We start from the raw sequence: 14,398 nt of genomic DNA, 5'->3' as shown, positions 1-14,398 counted from the left end.
ATAAATACATAAAAAATATTTTTCCGGTTGTAACAAATATGACGAAAATGTAATATGACAATTCACAAAAAGGACAAAAACTTTGCTCAACATTTCACAAAGCATCCATGGTTTCTATCGTGAGAACCTCTATAATTAGGGGTGTAAAGAACGAAAGAAATAGACTACATGATCAATTAGGAGAGATTGCTATGAATAGAAACACAAGAAAAATTGCAATTATCGGTACTGGATTAGTTGGATCAAGCTGTGCGTATTCCATTGTAAACCAAGGGATTTGCGAAGAGTTATTGTTAATTGATATAAATCATGAACGTGCAGTTGGAGAAGCGATGGATTTATCCCACTGCATTAACTTTACAAATACAAGAACAAAAGTATATGCAGGAAGTTATGAAGACTGCAAAGATATGGACATTGTCATTATTACAGCAGGACCAGCGCCGAAGCCTGGACAAAGTCGTTTAGACACTTTAGGAGCCAGCGCTAAGATTATGGAGGGTGTTGTTGGCGGCGTAATGGAAAGTGGATTTGATGGTATTTTCTTACTCGCATCGAACCCAGTTGACATTATTACATATCAAGTGTGGAAGCTATCTGGATTACCTAGAAATCGTGTGATTGGTACAGGTACATCACTAGATTCTTCTCGCTTAAGAACAATTTTATCTGAAATGTTACATGTAGACCCTCGTAGTATTCATGGGTATTCATTAGGAGAACATGGTGATTCTCAAATGGTTGCTTGGTCTCACGTAACTGTTGGTGGAAAGTCGATTTTACAAATTTTAGAAGAGAAAAAAGACCAATTTGGTGAAATAGATTTAGATGAAATTGTTGAGAAGACTGCAAAAGCTGGATGGGAAATTTATAAGCGCAAAGGAACTACTTATTACGGAATCGGAAATTCTTTAGCTTATATTGCGCGCTCAATTTTCAATGATGATCACCGTGTTATCGCTGTTTCAGCTATTTTAGATGGTGAATATGGCGAATACGATATTTGTACAGGAGTACCAGCAATTATTACTAGAGACGGTGTAAGAGAAGTGGTAGAACTAAACTTATCAGAAGATGAAGAAAGTCGCTTTGCAAAATCAAACGATGTTTTACGCGATTATATGAAAACAATTGGTTACTAAATTATAGGAGAAGGTGAAACAAATGAAGGAATATATAATGTCTCGTGTGTTTAAAGCTTCTGCCGGAATCGCACAGGGTATTTTCGTATCCCTTGGAATTGGTTTACTAATCGAAAATATAGGAAGAATTGTTGATATCCCATTACTTATTACAATCGGAGTTGTTGCAAAATCACTTATGGCACCAGCAATTGGAGCCGGGATTGCCTTTATGCTCGGTGCAAACGGACTCGTAATTTTCTCAGCAATGGTAGCTGGAGCAATTGGAGCAGGTTCCATTTCAATTACTGAAGCTGGTCTCATCATTAAAACAGGTGAACCAATCGGTGCATTATTAACAGCGACTTTAGCAGTTTATATTGGTAAACGATTAAGTGGAAAAACTGCTTTAGATATGATGCTCGTTCCATTTGCAGCAATATTAGGTTCTGGTTTAGTCGGTATTTGGTTAGCTCAAAATATTAGCCCAGTTTTAAATACAGTTGGAGCATTCATTAAAGATAGTTCAGCTGGTAGCCCGTTTATCGCTTCTATCGTGATTGCTGTAGTTTGGGGATTGTTACTTATCTCTCCAGCTTCATCAGCTGCGTTAGCGATAGCGCTTAGCTTAGATGGTGTTGCAGGCGGTGCAGCACTTGCAGGATGTGTTGCTCAGTTTATCGGATTCTCTGTTATTTCAGCGAAAGAGAATAATTTAGGTGGCATATTAGCTCAGGCACTTTGTACTCCAAAAGTACAGTTGCCGAACATTACTAAAAATCCAATGATTCTCATCCCAACTGTCGTCGCCAGTGCTATAGTGGGCCCAGTATCAGCATTAATTTTCCAACTGGAAGCAGGAAAAGAAATTGCAGGTCTTGGATTAAGCTCTCTTATCGCACCAATTAATTTAATTTCCAGCCAAGGATGGGAAGTTGTCCCAGCGATGGTAATCACTTATATCATCATTCCAGTAGCTGTTTCTTATATACTGTACATTGCTCTTAAAAAAGCAGGTCGTATTCATTCTGGTGACATGACTGTACCACAATCTTAATTTGAAAATCTCCTTAATATAGAGAAAAGCAGACTGAAGCCACAGTCTGCTTTTTACATTTTTTGATTTTGTTTTACTGGAACACGTACGGTTTCTTTTGCTAATAACAACTGAACGCCGAAGTAAAGTACGCTTGCAAGCGTCATTCCAGAAATGGCGTCTACAAATGCATGCTGCTTCGTAAATAATGTTGATAAAATAATAAGCGTACCGAAGAAAGTAAGGATGTAATATTCCAAAGTATGCTGTTCCTTGCGCTTAAAGGCAGCTAACATAATTACAAATGTCGTAAGGACATGAATGCTTGGGAAGCAGTTTACTGGATGATCAATACTATAAATATAGCGGACTAGTTCGGAAAATACGTCTGTTCCAACGACGGTTGGGCGTGGTACAGTTGTCTGCCAAAAAAAATAAATCGAAAAACAAGCAAGTTTTCCAAGAATTACACTACTTAAAGTGACATAATATTGCTTTCGATCAGCAAAACAGTAATAAATAAGTGCACCGTATAAGTATGGAAACCAAAGTAAGTAAGGAATAATAAATGCTTTCACAAATGGAATCCAATCATCTACTACAGTTGTGACATCTACTGCGTGAACAGTAGATTTATTTAATACATCGTAAAGGGGACTTACGAGTACGAGTAGAAGTATATAACTTAACGGAAGAAGAGATGAAAGTTTAAATTTCTTCATGATAATCTCCTATGTTTTAGTAATGTAAATAAATTCAATTGATTATAATATAGAAAATCCAATTGGGCTATCGATTTTGCTTACATTTTCTTGAATTCACCTTACATTTTTGTCACTTGACTTAAAAGAGGGGGAGGGTGCTATATGAAGCGTTCATTTTATTTCTTAGTTTTTATATTGTTATGCCTAGTGAGTACTGGGTGTGCAAAGGATAAAGAAGGAGAGAAATTAGAATATAACGGGAGAGCACTCGTAATTGGAGTTGTTGGTGAAAAGCCGAAAGATACGTTTAGAAATATAAAGTTTGAAAATGTGAAGTTAGAGGAGATGCAGGAGAAATCAGCAAAGGTTGATGGTTTTCTCGTCATGAAAGAATATTTTCAAGAAGCATCAAAGGAACCGTATACGGACTTATTTTTATCATTAAAGAAACCAGTGTTTTTTATCGGTTTAAAGGATAGACCATATTTGATTTTTACTGAAAAAGATTTAGATTATGACAATACGCCAAGAGATAGAGCGATGATGTATACGCAAGGGTTTGTAAACATGGGAAGCCCTGAAGGACAGTATTGGGGTATGGGGTTATATAATGATACTGTTTCCGATCAAAATATTCATAATATGTATATCATAGTATTTCAAACAATTTCGGACTATTTAAGTCGATGATGAAGGAGCCTGTAAAAGGGCTCTTTTTATTTTTAAATAAACGTTTGTTTAAGAGGTATGTTCGGTAGGGAAAAACCTATGTATTCCAAAGGTTGGGGTAGAAAAACATGAAATTAATCAAACGTTTGTTTAAGGTATATGTTCGGTATAAAAGAATCTACGTATTCCGAAGGTTGAGGTAGAAAAATATGAAATTAATCAAACGTTTGTTTAAGATATATGTTCGGCGTGGGATGAGAAAAAATTTTGAAAAAATTATATATTTATTTTTTCTTAATAAATGGCGGAAAAATAAGAAAAATTAGCAGGATTATTAAAAATTATCACGAAATAAGTAAAAGTTTAGCGAATAATCGTTTGAAATAATAAAATGTTTTCTATATGATAAAGGTAAAGGTTAGTAAAAAAGTAGGTGAATTTATGACAGTAACATTTTATTCATATCCAAAATGTGGCACATGTCAAAAAGCAAAGAAATGGTTTGAGGCAAACGATGTAGCATATGAGATGATTCATATTGTTGAAAATCCACCGTCAAAAGAAGATTTACGTAATTTACATGAGAAAAGTGAATTACCATTAAAAAAATTCTTTAATACAAGTGGAATGCGTTACCGCGAACTTGGTTTAAAAGATAAGTTAAAGGATGCAAGCGAAGACGAAATGTATGAGCTTTTAGCATCTGATGGCATGTTAATTAAACGTCCAATTGTAACAGATGGAACGAGTGTAACACTTGGTTTTAACGAAGAGCAGTTTGAAAGTGTGTGGAAAAAGTACCAATAAGGTATTTTTACATAATTAATACATTCACTGGAGGTACAGTCATGAGCATTCCAAATAATTTACGTTACTCTGAAGAACACGAATGGGTAAAAACAGAAGGTAATGCGGTTGTTATCGGTATTACTCATTTTGCGCAAGGTGAGTTAGGCGATATCGTATTCGTTGAACTTCCTGAAGTAGGTGCAACAATCCAAGCTGACGAGCCATTCGGAAGCGTAGAATCTGTTAAAACAGTTTCTGAACTATACGCACCTGTAAGTGGTAAAGTTGTAGCAGTAAACGAAGAATTAAGTGACCAACCAGAACTAGTTAACGAATCTCCATACGAGGGTGCATGGATGGTTAAAGTTGAACTTTCTGATGCAAGCCAAGTTGAGAAGTTATTAACTGCAGAAAAATATGCAGAAATGACAAACCAAGACTAATTATAGTCGAAGAAAAAGGACAGCCTTTGTGCTGTCCTTTTTTATGTTGTGTACATAATGAATTTAAAAACATATATATTAATTATTATGTAGGAGAACGTTTTTGAAAAACTTTTTTCATGGAGGCTTCATGCTGAGTGAGCGGCTTGCGCTTTTCGTTGTCTAGCTCCAGCGGCTAGAACAGTCGGTCATTTCACTCCTTCACTTGAGGCAAAGGGCGCCTCTAGTTCAGGAGTTCCAATGCCCTCTTGTTCTGAGCGAGCCGCTTGCGCTTTTCATTGTCTAGCTCCACCTCCTAGCCCTTCATGTCTAAGAACCTTCCGTACGAGAAGACGCTTTTCGTTATTGTCCAGCTCCAACGGCTAGATTGTTCGGTGGCTTCGCTTCTTCCTACAAGGCAAAAAGCGCCTTTACGTCAGAAGCTCCATCCCCCTCACAATCTGAGCGAGCCGCTTGCGCTTTTCTTTTGCAAAAATAAACAGGAAACAACATGAAAATAACGAATATACTATATACTAAGTTAAAGGTTGTATAGTATATGGTGATCGGGTGATGACATATGATTTATGTGGAAAAAGTCATTATTGTAGAAGGTAAATCGGATAGAAGAAAGATTGAATCTATTATTCGTGAACCAGTGGAAATTGTTTGTACAAATGGTACAATTGGTTTGTCGAAAATGGATGAGCTCATTGATCAATTTTTTGATAAGGACGTATATGTGCTAGTGGATGCTGATGATGCAGGAGAAAAGTTAAGGAAACAATTCCGAAAAGAATTTCCGCAAGCAGAGCATATTTATATTGATCGCTCGTATCGCGAGGTGGCGACTGCACCTTCTTCACATTTAGCAAATGTATTATGGGGAGCAGACATTGACGTTTATACAGAATATTTACGGTAAGGAATGATAGAAGTGATTGATTGGACAGGTGCCGAAGCTACAGCCCTAATAGGAAATGAAGAAAAAACAGTGTTATATGTGTATACACCAATGTGTGGAACATGCCAATTGGCAAAGAAGATGTTAACGGTCGTTGAGATGACGATTGAAGATTTGAAAATTGGAATGTTAGATTTAAATTATGCCCCGCATTTAGCGAAAGAGTATGGGATAGAAAGTGTACCGTGTTTACTTATTTTTGAAAATGGGACACTGATGAAGAAAATATATGCATTTCATTCGGTTGAATATTTATATACGGAATTAAAGTAGGCGGCAAAGTTTTTGCCGCCTCGACATATTTCTTGGGAAATATGTCGACATGCGTGATAGATACAGTATTTGTCGAGCGAAAGCAACAGGATTGTCCTTTAATAAGAGGGAATGGTATGTAATAGAAAGTGATATGAGGGATGTGGTTTAGGATGAAATTATATTCTTTGCTTCAATCATTTGTAAATTACGCTAATGGTCAATATCATTTAGAACCGCTTTTAAGGCAAGGAGAAAGAACTGTTAATTTTCGTTTTGGAAATGAATGCTGTTCGTTACAAATTTCAAGAGATTATATAGAACTTTTGAAAGAGACGAGAGGAACGGAACAAATCGTTTGTTTAGAGGAAGAGGATGTACAAAAATTAGTGACTGGAAATATGAGGCTGCAAAAGTTAATGAGTGATGGACGGGTACAATATTCTGGAACGTATCGAACGATGTTATTAGTTGAATCGATGTTTCATATATGTAAACCGATGTCAGTCGGAGCTTAAAATTCTGAAGTTTCTTTTTTTGTGAAAATTTCTGTTGACAGAGCGTGTGGATATTGATACAATTCAATTCATAAAATATAGACAATTTCATAAATTTTAAATCAGACGAAAATTTAATCTGATTTCTCTTATTAAGAGAGGTGGAGGGACTGTGCCCTGTGAAGCCCGGCAACCGTCAACTTATGTTGAAATGGTGCCAATTCCTGCAAAGCAAATGCTTTGAGAGATGAGAGAGAGGGATAATGTTGTTATATACGCATATAAACCTTTCTGCTTCTCTAGAAGCGGAAAGGTTTTTTGTTGTTTGAATGCGGAGGAAATTCAAATAATAAGAGGAGCTATAACGATGGACTACACGCATGAAAAATAAAAAAATGCGGAGTCTATCCAAAGTTTTATGAAATCTAGCTCCAGCGGCTAGAACAGTCGGTCGTTTCATCCCTTCCTATGAGGCAAAAAGCGCCTCTACGTCTGGGATTCCAACGCCCTCTTGTTCTAAGCGAGCCGCTTGCGCTTTTTATTTAAAAAAGGGGTGAACATCATGATTTTATTAGAAAATGTAAAGAAAATATATAAGGCAAAAAGCGGTGATGTCACTGCTGTAGATAACGCCAACTTACAAATAGAGAAAGGCGAAATATTTGGTGTTATTGGATATAGTGGCGCTGGGAAAAGTTCGTTAATCAGATTGTTTAATCAGTTAGAGAAACCAACTTCTGGCCAAATTACAATTGCGAATCGTGTGATTTCAGCGATTAATGGAAATGAACTTCGTAAGGCAAGACAAGAAATCGGAATGATTTTTCAGCATTTCAACTTACTTTGGTCACGAACTGTGCGTGAAAATATCGCATTCCCACTTGAAATTGCAGGTGTCGATAAGGCGGAGAGAAGAAAACGTGTCGATGAGTTAATTCATCTTGTTGGATTAGAAGGAAGAGGAGACGCGTACCCATCTCAGCTAAGTGGTGGACAAAAGCAGCGCGTCGGGATTGCAAGAGCGTTAGCAAATAATCCACAAGTACTTTTATGTGATGAAGCAACGTCAGCTCTTGATCCGGAAACGACAGATCAAATTTTAGATTTATTGTTAGATATTAATAAGCGTCTCGGCTTAACAATTGTATTGATTACGCATGAGATGCACGTTATTCGCAAAATTTGTAATCGAGTTGCTGTAATGGAGAAAGGGAAAATCGTAGAAACGGGTCCAGTACTTGACGTATTCCGTAATCCACAGCAAGACATTACAAAACGATTTGTACAGCAGTTAACTGATTCTGAAGATACGAATGAAACGATTGAAAGTTTAATAGAAAAGTATCCAGATGGAAAAGTAATTCGTTTGCAGTTTGTCGGTGAAGCGGTAGAAAGACCGGTACTTCAAAGGTTAATGCAGCGCGGTGATATAGAAGTTAGCATTTTGCAAGGAAATATCGCGCAAACGAATAACGGCTCTTACGGAAGTTTAGTCGTTCATTTAAATGGTGAAGAAACAGCGATCCAGCAAGCAATAGAAGGGATTCATCAAGATCAAGTAGAGCTGGAGGTGATTGCACATGGATAAGTTAATCGCAAATATTGATTGGAATCAAATGTTAGAAGCAACTGGTGAAACGTTATATATGACGGCAATCGCAGCGCTTGCCACATTTGTTTTAGGACTTATTTTAGGACTATTACTCTTTATGACAGCGAAAGATAATTTATGGGAAAATAAAGCGATTAATACGGTGATTGGAGCGTTCGTAAACATTTTCCGTTCTATACCGTTCATCATTTTAATTATTTTATTAATCCCGTTCACAAAGATTCTTCTTGGAACAATACTCGGAGCGAGTGCAGCGCTGCCAGCTTTAATTATTGGAGCGGCACCGTTTTACGCGAGAATGGTTGAAATCGCACTTCGTGAAATTGATAAAGGTGTAATTGAAGCTTCAAAAGCGATGGGAGCAAAAACAAGCACAATTATTTTGAAGGTGTTAATTCCAGAATCGTTACCAGCGTTAGTATCTGGTATTACGGTTACGACTATTGCTTTAGTAGGCTATACAGCAATGGCAGGTGTTGTTGGTGCTGGTGGTCTTGGAACACTTGCTTACTTAGAGGGATTCCAGCGTGGAAATAACGATGTAACAATCGTTGCGACAATTTGTGTATTACTCGTTGTATTTTTAATTCAGTGGATTGGTGATAGTTTAACGACTCGAATAGATAAAAGATAATGAAAACAGGGGGATATTTCAAATGAAAAAATTATTACTTACAGCACTTATTTCAACTTCAATTTTTGGGTTAGCTGCTTGTGGCGGGAAAGATAAAGATGAAAAGAAACTTGTTGTTGGTGCTTCTAACGTACCGCACGCTGAAATTTTAGAAAAGGCAAAACCGTTACTTGAGAAAAAAGGAATTGAGTTAGAAATTAAAAAATTCCAAGACTACGTATTACCAAATAAATCGTTAGCAGATAAAGAATTAGATGCAAACTACTTTCAGCACATTCCGTATTTAGAAAAAGAGATCAAAGATAAGAAATATGATTTTGAAATAGCAGGAAAAATCCATTTAGAACCGATTGGTGTGTATTCTCAAAAATATAAGAGCTTAAAAGAACTTCCAAACGGGGCGACAATTATTATGAGTAATTCTGTTACTGATCATGGTCGTGGTTTAGCAATTTTACAAAAAGAAGGCATTTTAAAAATTAAAGACGGAGTAGAGCCAGTTAAAGCAACTCCAAAAGATATTGCGGATAATCCGAAAAACTTAAAGTTCAAAACAGATATCGAGCCTGGTTTATTGCCACAAGTGTATAACAATAAAGAAGGCGATGCGGTTCTAATTAATTCTAACTATGCAATTGATGCGAAATTAAACCCAGAAAAAGACGCGATTGCAATTGAAGGAAATGATTCTCCATACGCAAACGTAGTAGCTGTTCGTAAAGGCGATAAAGATAAAAAAGAGATTAAAGCTCTTATAGAAGTACTGCATTCTAAAGAAATTGAAGACTTTATTACTAAAGAATATAAAGGGGCAGTTGTTCCTGTAAAAGAATAATTGCGGAAAAAGGGCTGGTGTATGCCGGTCCTTTTTTTACTACATAACTATAGGGGAGAAGGGGACATCATATGAAAAAGATTCTATTGTCAGTTGTTACAGCACTGTCTGTATTTACAGTAGCTGCTTGCGGGGGGAAAGATGAGAATAAGCTTGTCGTTGGCGCTTCTAATATACCGCACGCTGTTATTTTAGAAAAGGCACAGCCAATATTAGAGAAAAAGGGCATTAAGTTAGAGATAAAAAAATTCCAGGATTATGTTTTACCAAATAAGGCATTAGCTGATAAAGAAATCGATGCAAATTATTTTCAACATATCCCTTATTTAGATAAAGAGATTCAAGAAAAAGGATACAAAATTGTAAATGCAGGAAAAATTCATTTAGAGCCAATGGGCATTTATTCTAAGAAATATAAAAGCTTAAAAGAACTTCCGGATGGCGGAACAGTTATTATGAGTAATAACGTAGCGGAGCGTGGCCGTATGCTCGCATTGTTACAAAAAGGCGGCGTTATTAAATTAAAAGACGGTGTAGATGTTGTTAAAGCAACAGTAAAAGATGTTGTAGAAAATCCGAAAAATTTAAAGTTTAAAACAGATGTAGAACCTGGACTTTCACCGAAGCTGTACGAAAACAATGAAGGTGATGCTTTATTTATTAATTCAAATTATGCAATTGATGCGAAATTAAATCCAACAAAGGATGCAATTGCAATTGAAGGATCAGACTCTCCTTACGCAAATATTATCGCAGTTCGTAAAGGTGACGAGAAGAAAAAAGAAATTAAAGAGCTAGTAGAAGTGCTACATTCAAAAGAAATTCAAGATTTTATTAACAAAGAATATAAAGGTGCTGTACTTCCTGTGAACGAATAGGTGCTGGAAAGGGCTGGGAATAATCCAGTCCTTTTTTCTTTATATATATAAGAAGAAAGGTGTATCATAAGAGGATGTAAAGGAAATACTTATATACATTTGTGAAAAAATTGTTACATTTTCTTAGTGTTTGCGATATCATTTTATTTGCTATAAGATTAGAATGAGAATAAAATGAGAATATGAACGTTTTAGTAATTTTTAAAATGTATATAGAGGATTAATGGAGGTATTGAGATGGCTGGTTCTACATTAACGGTTAAAGACTTACACGTATCAATCGATGGCAAAGAAATTTTAAAAGGTGTAAACCTTGAAGTAAAAGGTGGAGAAATCCACGCAATTATGGGACCTAACGGAACAGGTAAATCAACTTTATCTTCTGCGATTATGGGTCACCCAAAGTATGAAGTAACAGAAGGTAGCATAATCATCGACGGTGAAGATGTATTAGAAATGGAAGTAGATGAGCGTGCGCTAGCAGGTCTATTCTTAGCAATGCAATATCCAAGTGAAATTAGCGGAGTAACAAACGCGGACTTCTTACGTTCTGCAATTAATGCACGTCGTGAAGAAGGCGATGAAATTTCTCTTATGAAATTTATCCGTACTTTAGATAAAAACATGGAATTCCTAGAAATGGATCCAGAAATGGCACAACGTTACTTAAACGAAGGTTTCTCTGGTGGAGAGAAAAAACGTAACGAAATTCTTCAATTAATGATGATTGAGCCAAAAATCGCAATCTTAGATGAAATCGACTCAGGTCTTGATATCGATGCATTAAAAGTTGTATCTAAAGGTATCAACCAAATGCGCGGCGAAGAGTTCGGTTGCCTAATGATTACGCATTACCAACGTTTATTAAACTACATCACTCCAGACTTCGTTCACGTTATGATGAACGGTCGTATCGTTAAATCTGGTGGCCCTGAGCTTGCACAACGTCTAGAAGCTGAAGGTTACGACTGGATTAAAAAAGAATTAGGTATTGAAGACGAAACAGCAGAGCAAGAAGCGTAAGAGAGGAGCATAAACATGACAATCGGTACATTACCTTTCGATCAAGAAACAATCCGTCAGCGCGCAAGCGAAGTAAACGAAGCTGCTTGGTTGACTGAGTTCCGCTTACAAGCTCTTGCACAAGCAACTGAACTTCCAATGCCAACGCCTGATAAAACGAAAATTGAAAAATGGGACTTTATCGGAAAAGGCGACGCTGCTAAGCAAGAGCCTGTAAGTTCTTTAACAGAGCTTCCAGAAGCAGTGAAAAACTTAATCGATGAAAATAACAGCGTATTAGTACAACGTACTGGTACAACTGCTTTCGTTTCTTTAGCAGACGAAGCAAAAGAAAAAGGTGTTATTTTTACAGACATCGTAACAGCTGCAACAGAGCATGCTGAATTAGTACAAAAGTACTTAATGAAAGACGGCGTGAAAGTAGACGAGCATCGTCTAACTGCACTTCATGCTGCATTAATCAACGGCGGTGCATTCGTATATGTTCCGAAAAACGTTGTTCTTGAAACTCCACTTCAAGCTGTATTCTTAGTAGACGGCGAAGAAGCTAACGTATATAACCACGTATTATTCGTAGCTGATGCGAACAGTACTGCAACATATGTAGAAAACTACGTTGCAAATGAAAATGCTAAAGGTATTGCAAATATCGTAGCAGAAGTAATCGTGGAACAAGGCGCACAAGTGAAATTCGGTGCGGTTGATCTATTAGCAAAAGACGTAACAACTTACGTTAACCGCCGCGGAATTGTTGGACGCGACGGCCGCATTGATTGGGCTCTAGGCCTTATGAATGACGGAAATACAATCTCAGAGAACGTTACGAACTTAATGGGCGACGGATCATATGCTGATACAAAAACAGTAACAATTGGTCGTGGTAACCAAACACAAAACTTTACAACTAAAGTTGTTCACTTCGGTAAACACTCTGAAGGTTGGATTTTAAAACACGGTGTACAAAAAGATAGTGCAACATCTATCTTTAACGGAATTGGTAAGATTGAACACGGTGCATCTAAATCAAATGCACAACAATCTTCTCGCGTTCTTATGTTAGATGAGAAAGCTCGCGGTGATGCAAACCCAATTCTTTTAATCGATGAAGATGATGTAATGGCAGGTCACGCAGCTTCAGTAGGCCGCGTAGATCCATACCAATTATACTACTTGATGAGCCGTGGTATTCCAAAACGCGAAGCAGAACGTTTAGTCATCCATGGATTCTTAGCACCTGTAGTAAATGAGCTTCCAATTGAAGGAGTAAAGGCACAGCTTGTTGAGGTAATTGAAAGGAAAGTTCGCTAATGAATATTCATGAAATACGCAAACAGTTTCCAATTCTTGATCAAAAAGTGAACGGCAAACAACTTGTATATTTCGATAGTGCAGCAACTTCTCAAAAACCAATTCAAGTCATTGAAACGTTAGAACGTTACTATAAAGAATATAATTCTAACGTGCATCGCGGTGTTCATACGCTCGGTACGAAAGCTACCGACGCGTATGAAGGTGCACGTGAGAAAGTTCGCAAGTTTATTAATGCGAAATCAATGGAAGAGATTATTTTCACGCGCGGAACGACAACTGCATTAAATACAGTAGCAGCTAGCTATGGTCTTGATAATGTAAAAGAAGGCGATGAAATCGTCATCTCTTACATGGAGCACCATAGTAACATCATTCCGTGGCAACAAGTTGCGAAGAAAACTGGTGCAACTTTAAAATACCTTCCGCTTCAACTAGACGGTACAATTTCTTTAGAAGATGTTCGTCAAACAGTTACACCGAATACAAAAATCGTTTCTATCATGCACGTTTCTAACGTACTTGGAACGATTAACCCTGTAAAAGAAATCGGAGCAATCGCACATGAAAACGGTGCAATCATGATCGTTGATGGAGCACAAAGTGCACCTCATATGAAAGTGGATGTACAAGATTTAAACTGTGATTTCTACGCATTATCTGCTCATAAGATGTGCGGACCAACAGGTGTCGGCGTATTATATGGTAAGAAAGAATTGCTAAACAATATGGAACCAATTGAATTTGGTGGTGAAATGATTGATTTCGTAGACTTACAAGAGTCTACTTGGAAAGAGCTTCCCTGGAAGTTCGAAGCAGGTACACCGATTATCGGTAATGCAATCGGACTTGGTGCGGCAATTGATTTCCTAGAAGAAATCGGTCTTCATAATATTGAAAAGCATGAACATGAATTAGCGCAATACGCTTTAGAGAGACTATCAGAAGTAGATGGCGTTACAATTTATGGTCCAAAGCATCGCGCTGGTCTAGTTACATTTAATATTGAAGACGTACATCCTCACGATGTAGCAACTGTATTAGATGTAGAAGGCATTGCGGTTCGCGCAGGACATCACTGTGCACAACCGCTTATGAAGTGGCTAAAAGCTTCTTCTACAGCACGTGCGAGCTTCTATTTATATAATACAAAAGAAGAAATTGATACATTTGTTGAATCACTAATCAAGACAAAGGAGTATTTCACAAATGTCATTTAATAATTTAGATACGTTATATCGTCAAGTTATTATGGATCATTATAAAAATCCTCGTAACCATGGCGTGTTAGAAGATAGTGTTACCGTTAACTTGAACAATCCAACTTGCGGCGATCGTATTCAACTTACGATGAAAGTAGAAGAGGGTATTGTACAAGAAGCGAAGTTTGAAGGCGAAGGATGTTCAATTTCAATGTCTTCAGCTTCAATGATGACACAAGCAGTAAAAGGAAAGAAAATTGAAGAGGCCCTTAAGCTTTCTAAAATTTTCTCTGACATGATGCTAGGAAAAGAGTATGATGACAGCATTGATTTAGGAGATATTGAAGCATTACAAGGCGTATGCAAGTTCCCGGCACGTATTAAATGTGCAACATTAGCGTGGAAAGCGTTAGAAAAGGGCTTAAACGAAGATAAGTAATGTTAAAGGTTCC

Annotated in this window: 17 protein-coding genes and 1 riboswitch; of the genes, 16 read left to right on the top strand and 1 reads right to left on the bottom strand. The window is 37.1% G+C overall.

The features are described 5' to 3' along the window. Window positions 1–191: 191 nt before the first annotated feature. Entirely contained in the window at window positions 192–1,142 is a 951-nt protein-coding gene (locus JFT95_RS22700; RefSeq protein WP_420481300.1) for an L-lactate dehydrogenase, read from the top strand. 22 nt (window positions 1,143–1,164) lie between these two features. Beyond that, window positions 1,165–2,178, top strand: coding sequence for a PTS sugar transporter subunit IIC (locus JFT95_RS22695; RefSeq protein ID WP_002143642.1), 1,014 nt, complete (start codon window positions 1,165–1,167; stop codon window positions 2,176–2,178). Between the two features lie 53 nt (window positions 2,179–2,231). Here the strand turns inward: JFT95_RS22695 and JFT95_RS22690 are convergent, their stop codons facing one another. Then, window positions 2,232–2,879, bottom strand: coding sequence for a phosphatase PAP2 family protein (locus JFT95_RS22690; RefSeq protein WP_002143641.1), 648 nt, complete (start codon window positions 2,877–2,879; stop codon window positions 2,232–2,234). A gap of 144 nt (window positions 2,880–3,023) precedes the next feature. Here JFT95_RS22690 and JFT95_RS22685 point away from each other — a divergent pair, with 144 nt between their 5' ends. The 14 genes from JFT95_RS22685 to sufU all read left to right on the top strand — a co-directional run bounded on the left by JFT95_RS22685 (window position 3,024) and on the right by sufU (window position 14,385). Further along, complete coding sequence (locus JFT95_RS22685) at window positions 3,024–3,551, top strand: hypothetical protein (RefSeq protein WP_201053297.1); 528 nt, start codon at window positions 3,024–3,026, stop codon at window positions 3,549–3,551. A 420-nt stretch (window positions 3,552–3,971) separates the two neighbouring features. Beyond that, the gene (locus JFT95_RS22680; protein WP_002129756.1) at window positions 3,972–4,337 is read left to right on the top strand and encodes an arsenate reductase family protein; all 366 of its coding nucleotides are present in this window, start codon (window positions 3,972–3,974) and stop codon (window positions 4,335–4,337) included. A gap of 41 nt (window positions 4,338–4,378) precedes the next feature. Next, window positions 4,379–4,762 carry a glycine cleavage system protein GcvH gene (gcvH, locus tag JFT95_RS22675; protein ID WP_000026895.1) on the top strand — a complete coding sequence of 128 codons (384 nt, stop codon included), beginning with the start codon at window positions 4,379–4,381 and terminating at the stop codon, window positions 4,760–4,762. Window positions 4,763–5,321: 559 nt separating this feature from the next. Further along, window positions 5,322–5,666 carry a toprim domain-containing protein gene (locus JFT95_RS22670; RefSeq protein WP_000640865.1) on the top strand — a complete coding sequence of 115 codons (345 nt, stop codon included), beginning with the start codon at window positions 5,322–5,324 and terminating at the stop codon, window positions 5,664–5,666. A 3-nt stretch (window positions 5,667–5,669) separates the two neighbouring features. Then, window positions 5,670–5,978 (top strand): thioredoxin family protein, encoded by a 309-nt coding sequence (locus tag JFT95_RS22665; RefSeq protein ID WP_002015940.1) that lies wholly within the window; start codon window positions 5,670–5,672, stop codon window positions 5,976–5,978. Window positions 5,979–6,130: 152 nt separating this feature from the next. Next, entirely contained in the window at window positions 6,131–6,475 is a 345-nt protein-coding gene (locus tag JFT95_RS22660) for a hypothetical protein (protein ID WP_088040374.1), read from the top strand. A gap of 125 nt (window positions 6,476–6,600) precedes the next feature. Next, window positions 6,601–6,708: riboswitch (SAM riboswitch) on the top strand. A 308-nt stretch (window positions 6,709–7,016) separates the two neighbouring features. Next, window positions 7,017–8,042 (top strand): methionine ABC transporter ATP-binding protein, encoded by a 1,026-nt coding sequence (locus JFT95_RS22655; protein WP_201053296.1) that lies wholly within the window; start codon window positions 7,017–7,019, stop codon window positions 8,040–8,042. Next, on the top strand, window positions 8,035–8,700 hold the full coding sequence (locus JFT95_RS22650; protein ID WP_002129754.1) for a methionine ABC transporter permease: 666 nt from the start codon (window positions 8,035–8,037) through the stop codon (window positions 8,698–8,700). The genes JFT95_RS22655 and JFT95_RS22650 overlap by 8 nt, the downstream gene beginning before the upstream one ends. 22 nt (window positions 8,701–8,722) lie before the next feature. Then, window positions 8,723–9,535, top strand: coding sequence for a methionine ABC transporter substrate-binding lipoprotein MetQ (metQ, locus tag JFT95_RS22645; RefSeq protein WP_002015935.1), 813 nt, complete (start codon window positions 8,723–8,725; stop codon window positions 9,533–9,535). 71 nt (window positions 9,536–9,606) lie between these two features. Continuing rightward, on the top strand, window positions 9,607–10,413 hold the full coding sequence (gene metQ / locus JFT95_RS22640; protein WP_201053295.1) for a methionine ABC transporter substrate-binding lipoprotein MetQ: 807 nt from the start codon (window positions 9,607–9,609) through the stop codon (window positions 10,411–10,413). A gap of 237 nt (window positions 10,414–10,650) precedes the next feature. Continuing rightward, a complete protein-coding gene (sufC, locus tag JFT95_RS22635; RefSeq protein ID WP_002034576.1) occupies window positions 10,651–11,436 on the top strand; it encodes a Fe-S cluster assembly ATPase SufC in 786 nt (261 codons plus the stop codon). A gap of 15 nt (window positions 11,437–11,451) precedes the next feature. Beyond that, window positions 11,452–12,744, top strand: a complete 1,293-nt coding sequence (gene sufD, locus JFT95_RS22630) for a Fe-S cluster assembly protein SufD (RefSeq protein ID WP_002089372.1) — start codon at window positions 11,452–11,454, stop codon at window positions 12,742–12,744. Then, window positions 12,744–13,964 carry a cysteine desulfurase SufS gene (gene sufS / locus JFT95_RS22625; RefSeq protein WP_002015930.1) on the top strand — a complete coding sequence of 407 codons (1,221 nt, stop codon included), beginning with the start codon at window positions 12,744–12,746 and terminating at the stop codon, window positions 13,962–13,964. The genes sufD and sufS overlap by 1 nt, the downstream gene beginning before the upstream one ends. Next, complete coding sequence (sufU, locus tag JFT95_RS22620; RefSeq protein ID WP_002089369.1) at window positions 13,954–14,385, top strand: Fe-S cluster assembly sulfur transfer protein SufU; 432 nt, start codon at window positions 13,954–13,956, stop codon at window positions 14,383–14,385. Before sufS ends, sufU begins: the two co-directional genes overlap by 11 nt. Window positions 14,386–14,398: the final 13 nt, after the last annotated feature.

Origin of the sequence: Bacillus sp. TH17 (assembly GCF_016651125.1) — a bacterium.
In the GTDB taxonomy this organism is placed as follows: domain Bacteria; phylum Bacillota; class Bacilli; order Bacillales; family Bacillaceae_G; genus Bacillus_A; species Bacillus_A mycoides.
This window is presented reverse-complemented; position numbering and strand designations above follow the sequence as displayed.

Coding starts and splice junctions, on each gene's coding strand:
- metQ (WP_201053295.1), top strand. CDS start 9,607: ATGAAAAAGATTCTATTGTCAGTTGTTACAGCACTGTCTGTATTTACA.
- JFT95_RS22650 (WP_002129754.1), top strand. CDS start 8,035: ATGGATAAGTTAATCGCAAATATTGATTGGAATCAAATGTTAGAAGCA.
- JFT95_RS22680 (WP_002129756.1), top strand. CDS start 3,972: ATGACAGTAACATTTTATTCATATCCAAAATGTGGCACATGTCAAAAA.
- gcvH (WP_000026895.1), top strand. CDS start 4,379: ATGAGCATTCCAAATAATTTACGTTACTCTGAAGAACACGAATGGGTA.
- JFT95_RS22660 (WP_088040374.1), top strand. CDS start 6,131: ATGAAATTATATTCTTTGCTTCAATCATTTGTAAATTACGCTAATGGT.
- JFT95_RS22685 (WP_201053297.1), top strand. CDS start 3,024: ATGAAGCGTTCATTTTATTTCTTAGTTTTTATATTGTTATGCCTAGTG.
- sufD (WP_002089372.1), top strand. CDS start 11,452: ATGACAATCGGTACATTACCTTTCGATCAAGAAACAATCCGTCAGCGC.
- JFT95_RS22655 (WP_201053296.1), top strand. CDS start 7,017: ATGATTTTATTAGAAAATGTAAAGAAAATATATAAGGCAAAAAGCGGT.
- JFT95_RS22700 (WP_420481300.1), top strand. CDS start 192: ATGAATAGAAACACAAGAAAAATTGCAATTATCGGTACTGGATTAGTT.
- JFT95_RS22670 (WP_000640865.1), top strand. CDS start 5,322: ATGATTTATGTGGAAAAAGTCATTATTGTAGAAGGTAAATCGGATAGA.
- sufU (WP_002089369.1), top strand. CDS start 13,954: ATGTCATTTAATAATTTAGATACGTTATATCGTCAAGTTATTATGGAT.
- sufC (WP_002034576.1), top strand. CDS start 10,651: ATGGCTGGTTCTACATTAACGGTTAAAGACTTACACGTATCAATCGAT.
- sufS (WP_002015930.1), top strand. CDS start 12,744: ATGAATATTCATGAAATACGCAAACAGTTTCCAATTCTTGATCAAAAA.
- JFT95_RS22665 (WP_002015940.1), top strand. CDS start 5,670: ATGATAGAAGTGATTGATTGGACAGGTGCCGAAGCTACAGCCCTAATA.
- JFT95_RS22695 (WP_002143642.1), top strand. CDS start 1,165: ATGAAGGAATATATAATGTCTCGTGTGTTTAAAGCTTCTGCCGGAATC.
- JFT95_RS22690 (WP_002143641.1), bottom strand. CDS start 2,879: ATGAAGAAATTTAAACTTTCATCTCTTCTTCCGTTAAGTTATATACTT.
- metQ (WP_002015935.1), top strand. CDS start 8,723: ATGAAAAAATTATTACTTACAGCACTTATTTCAACTTCAATTTTTGGG.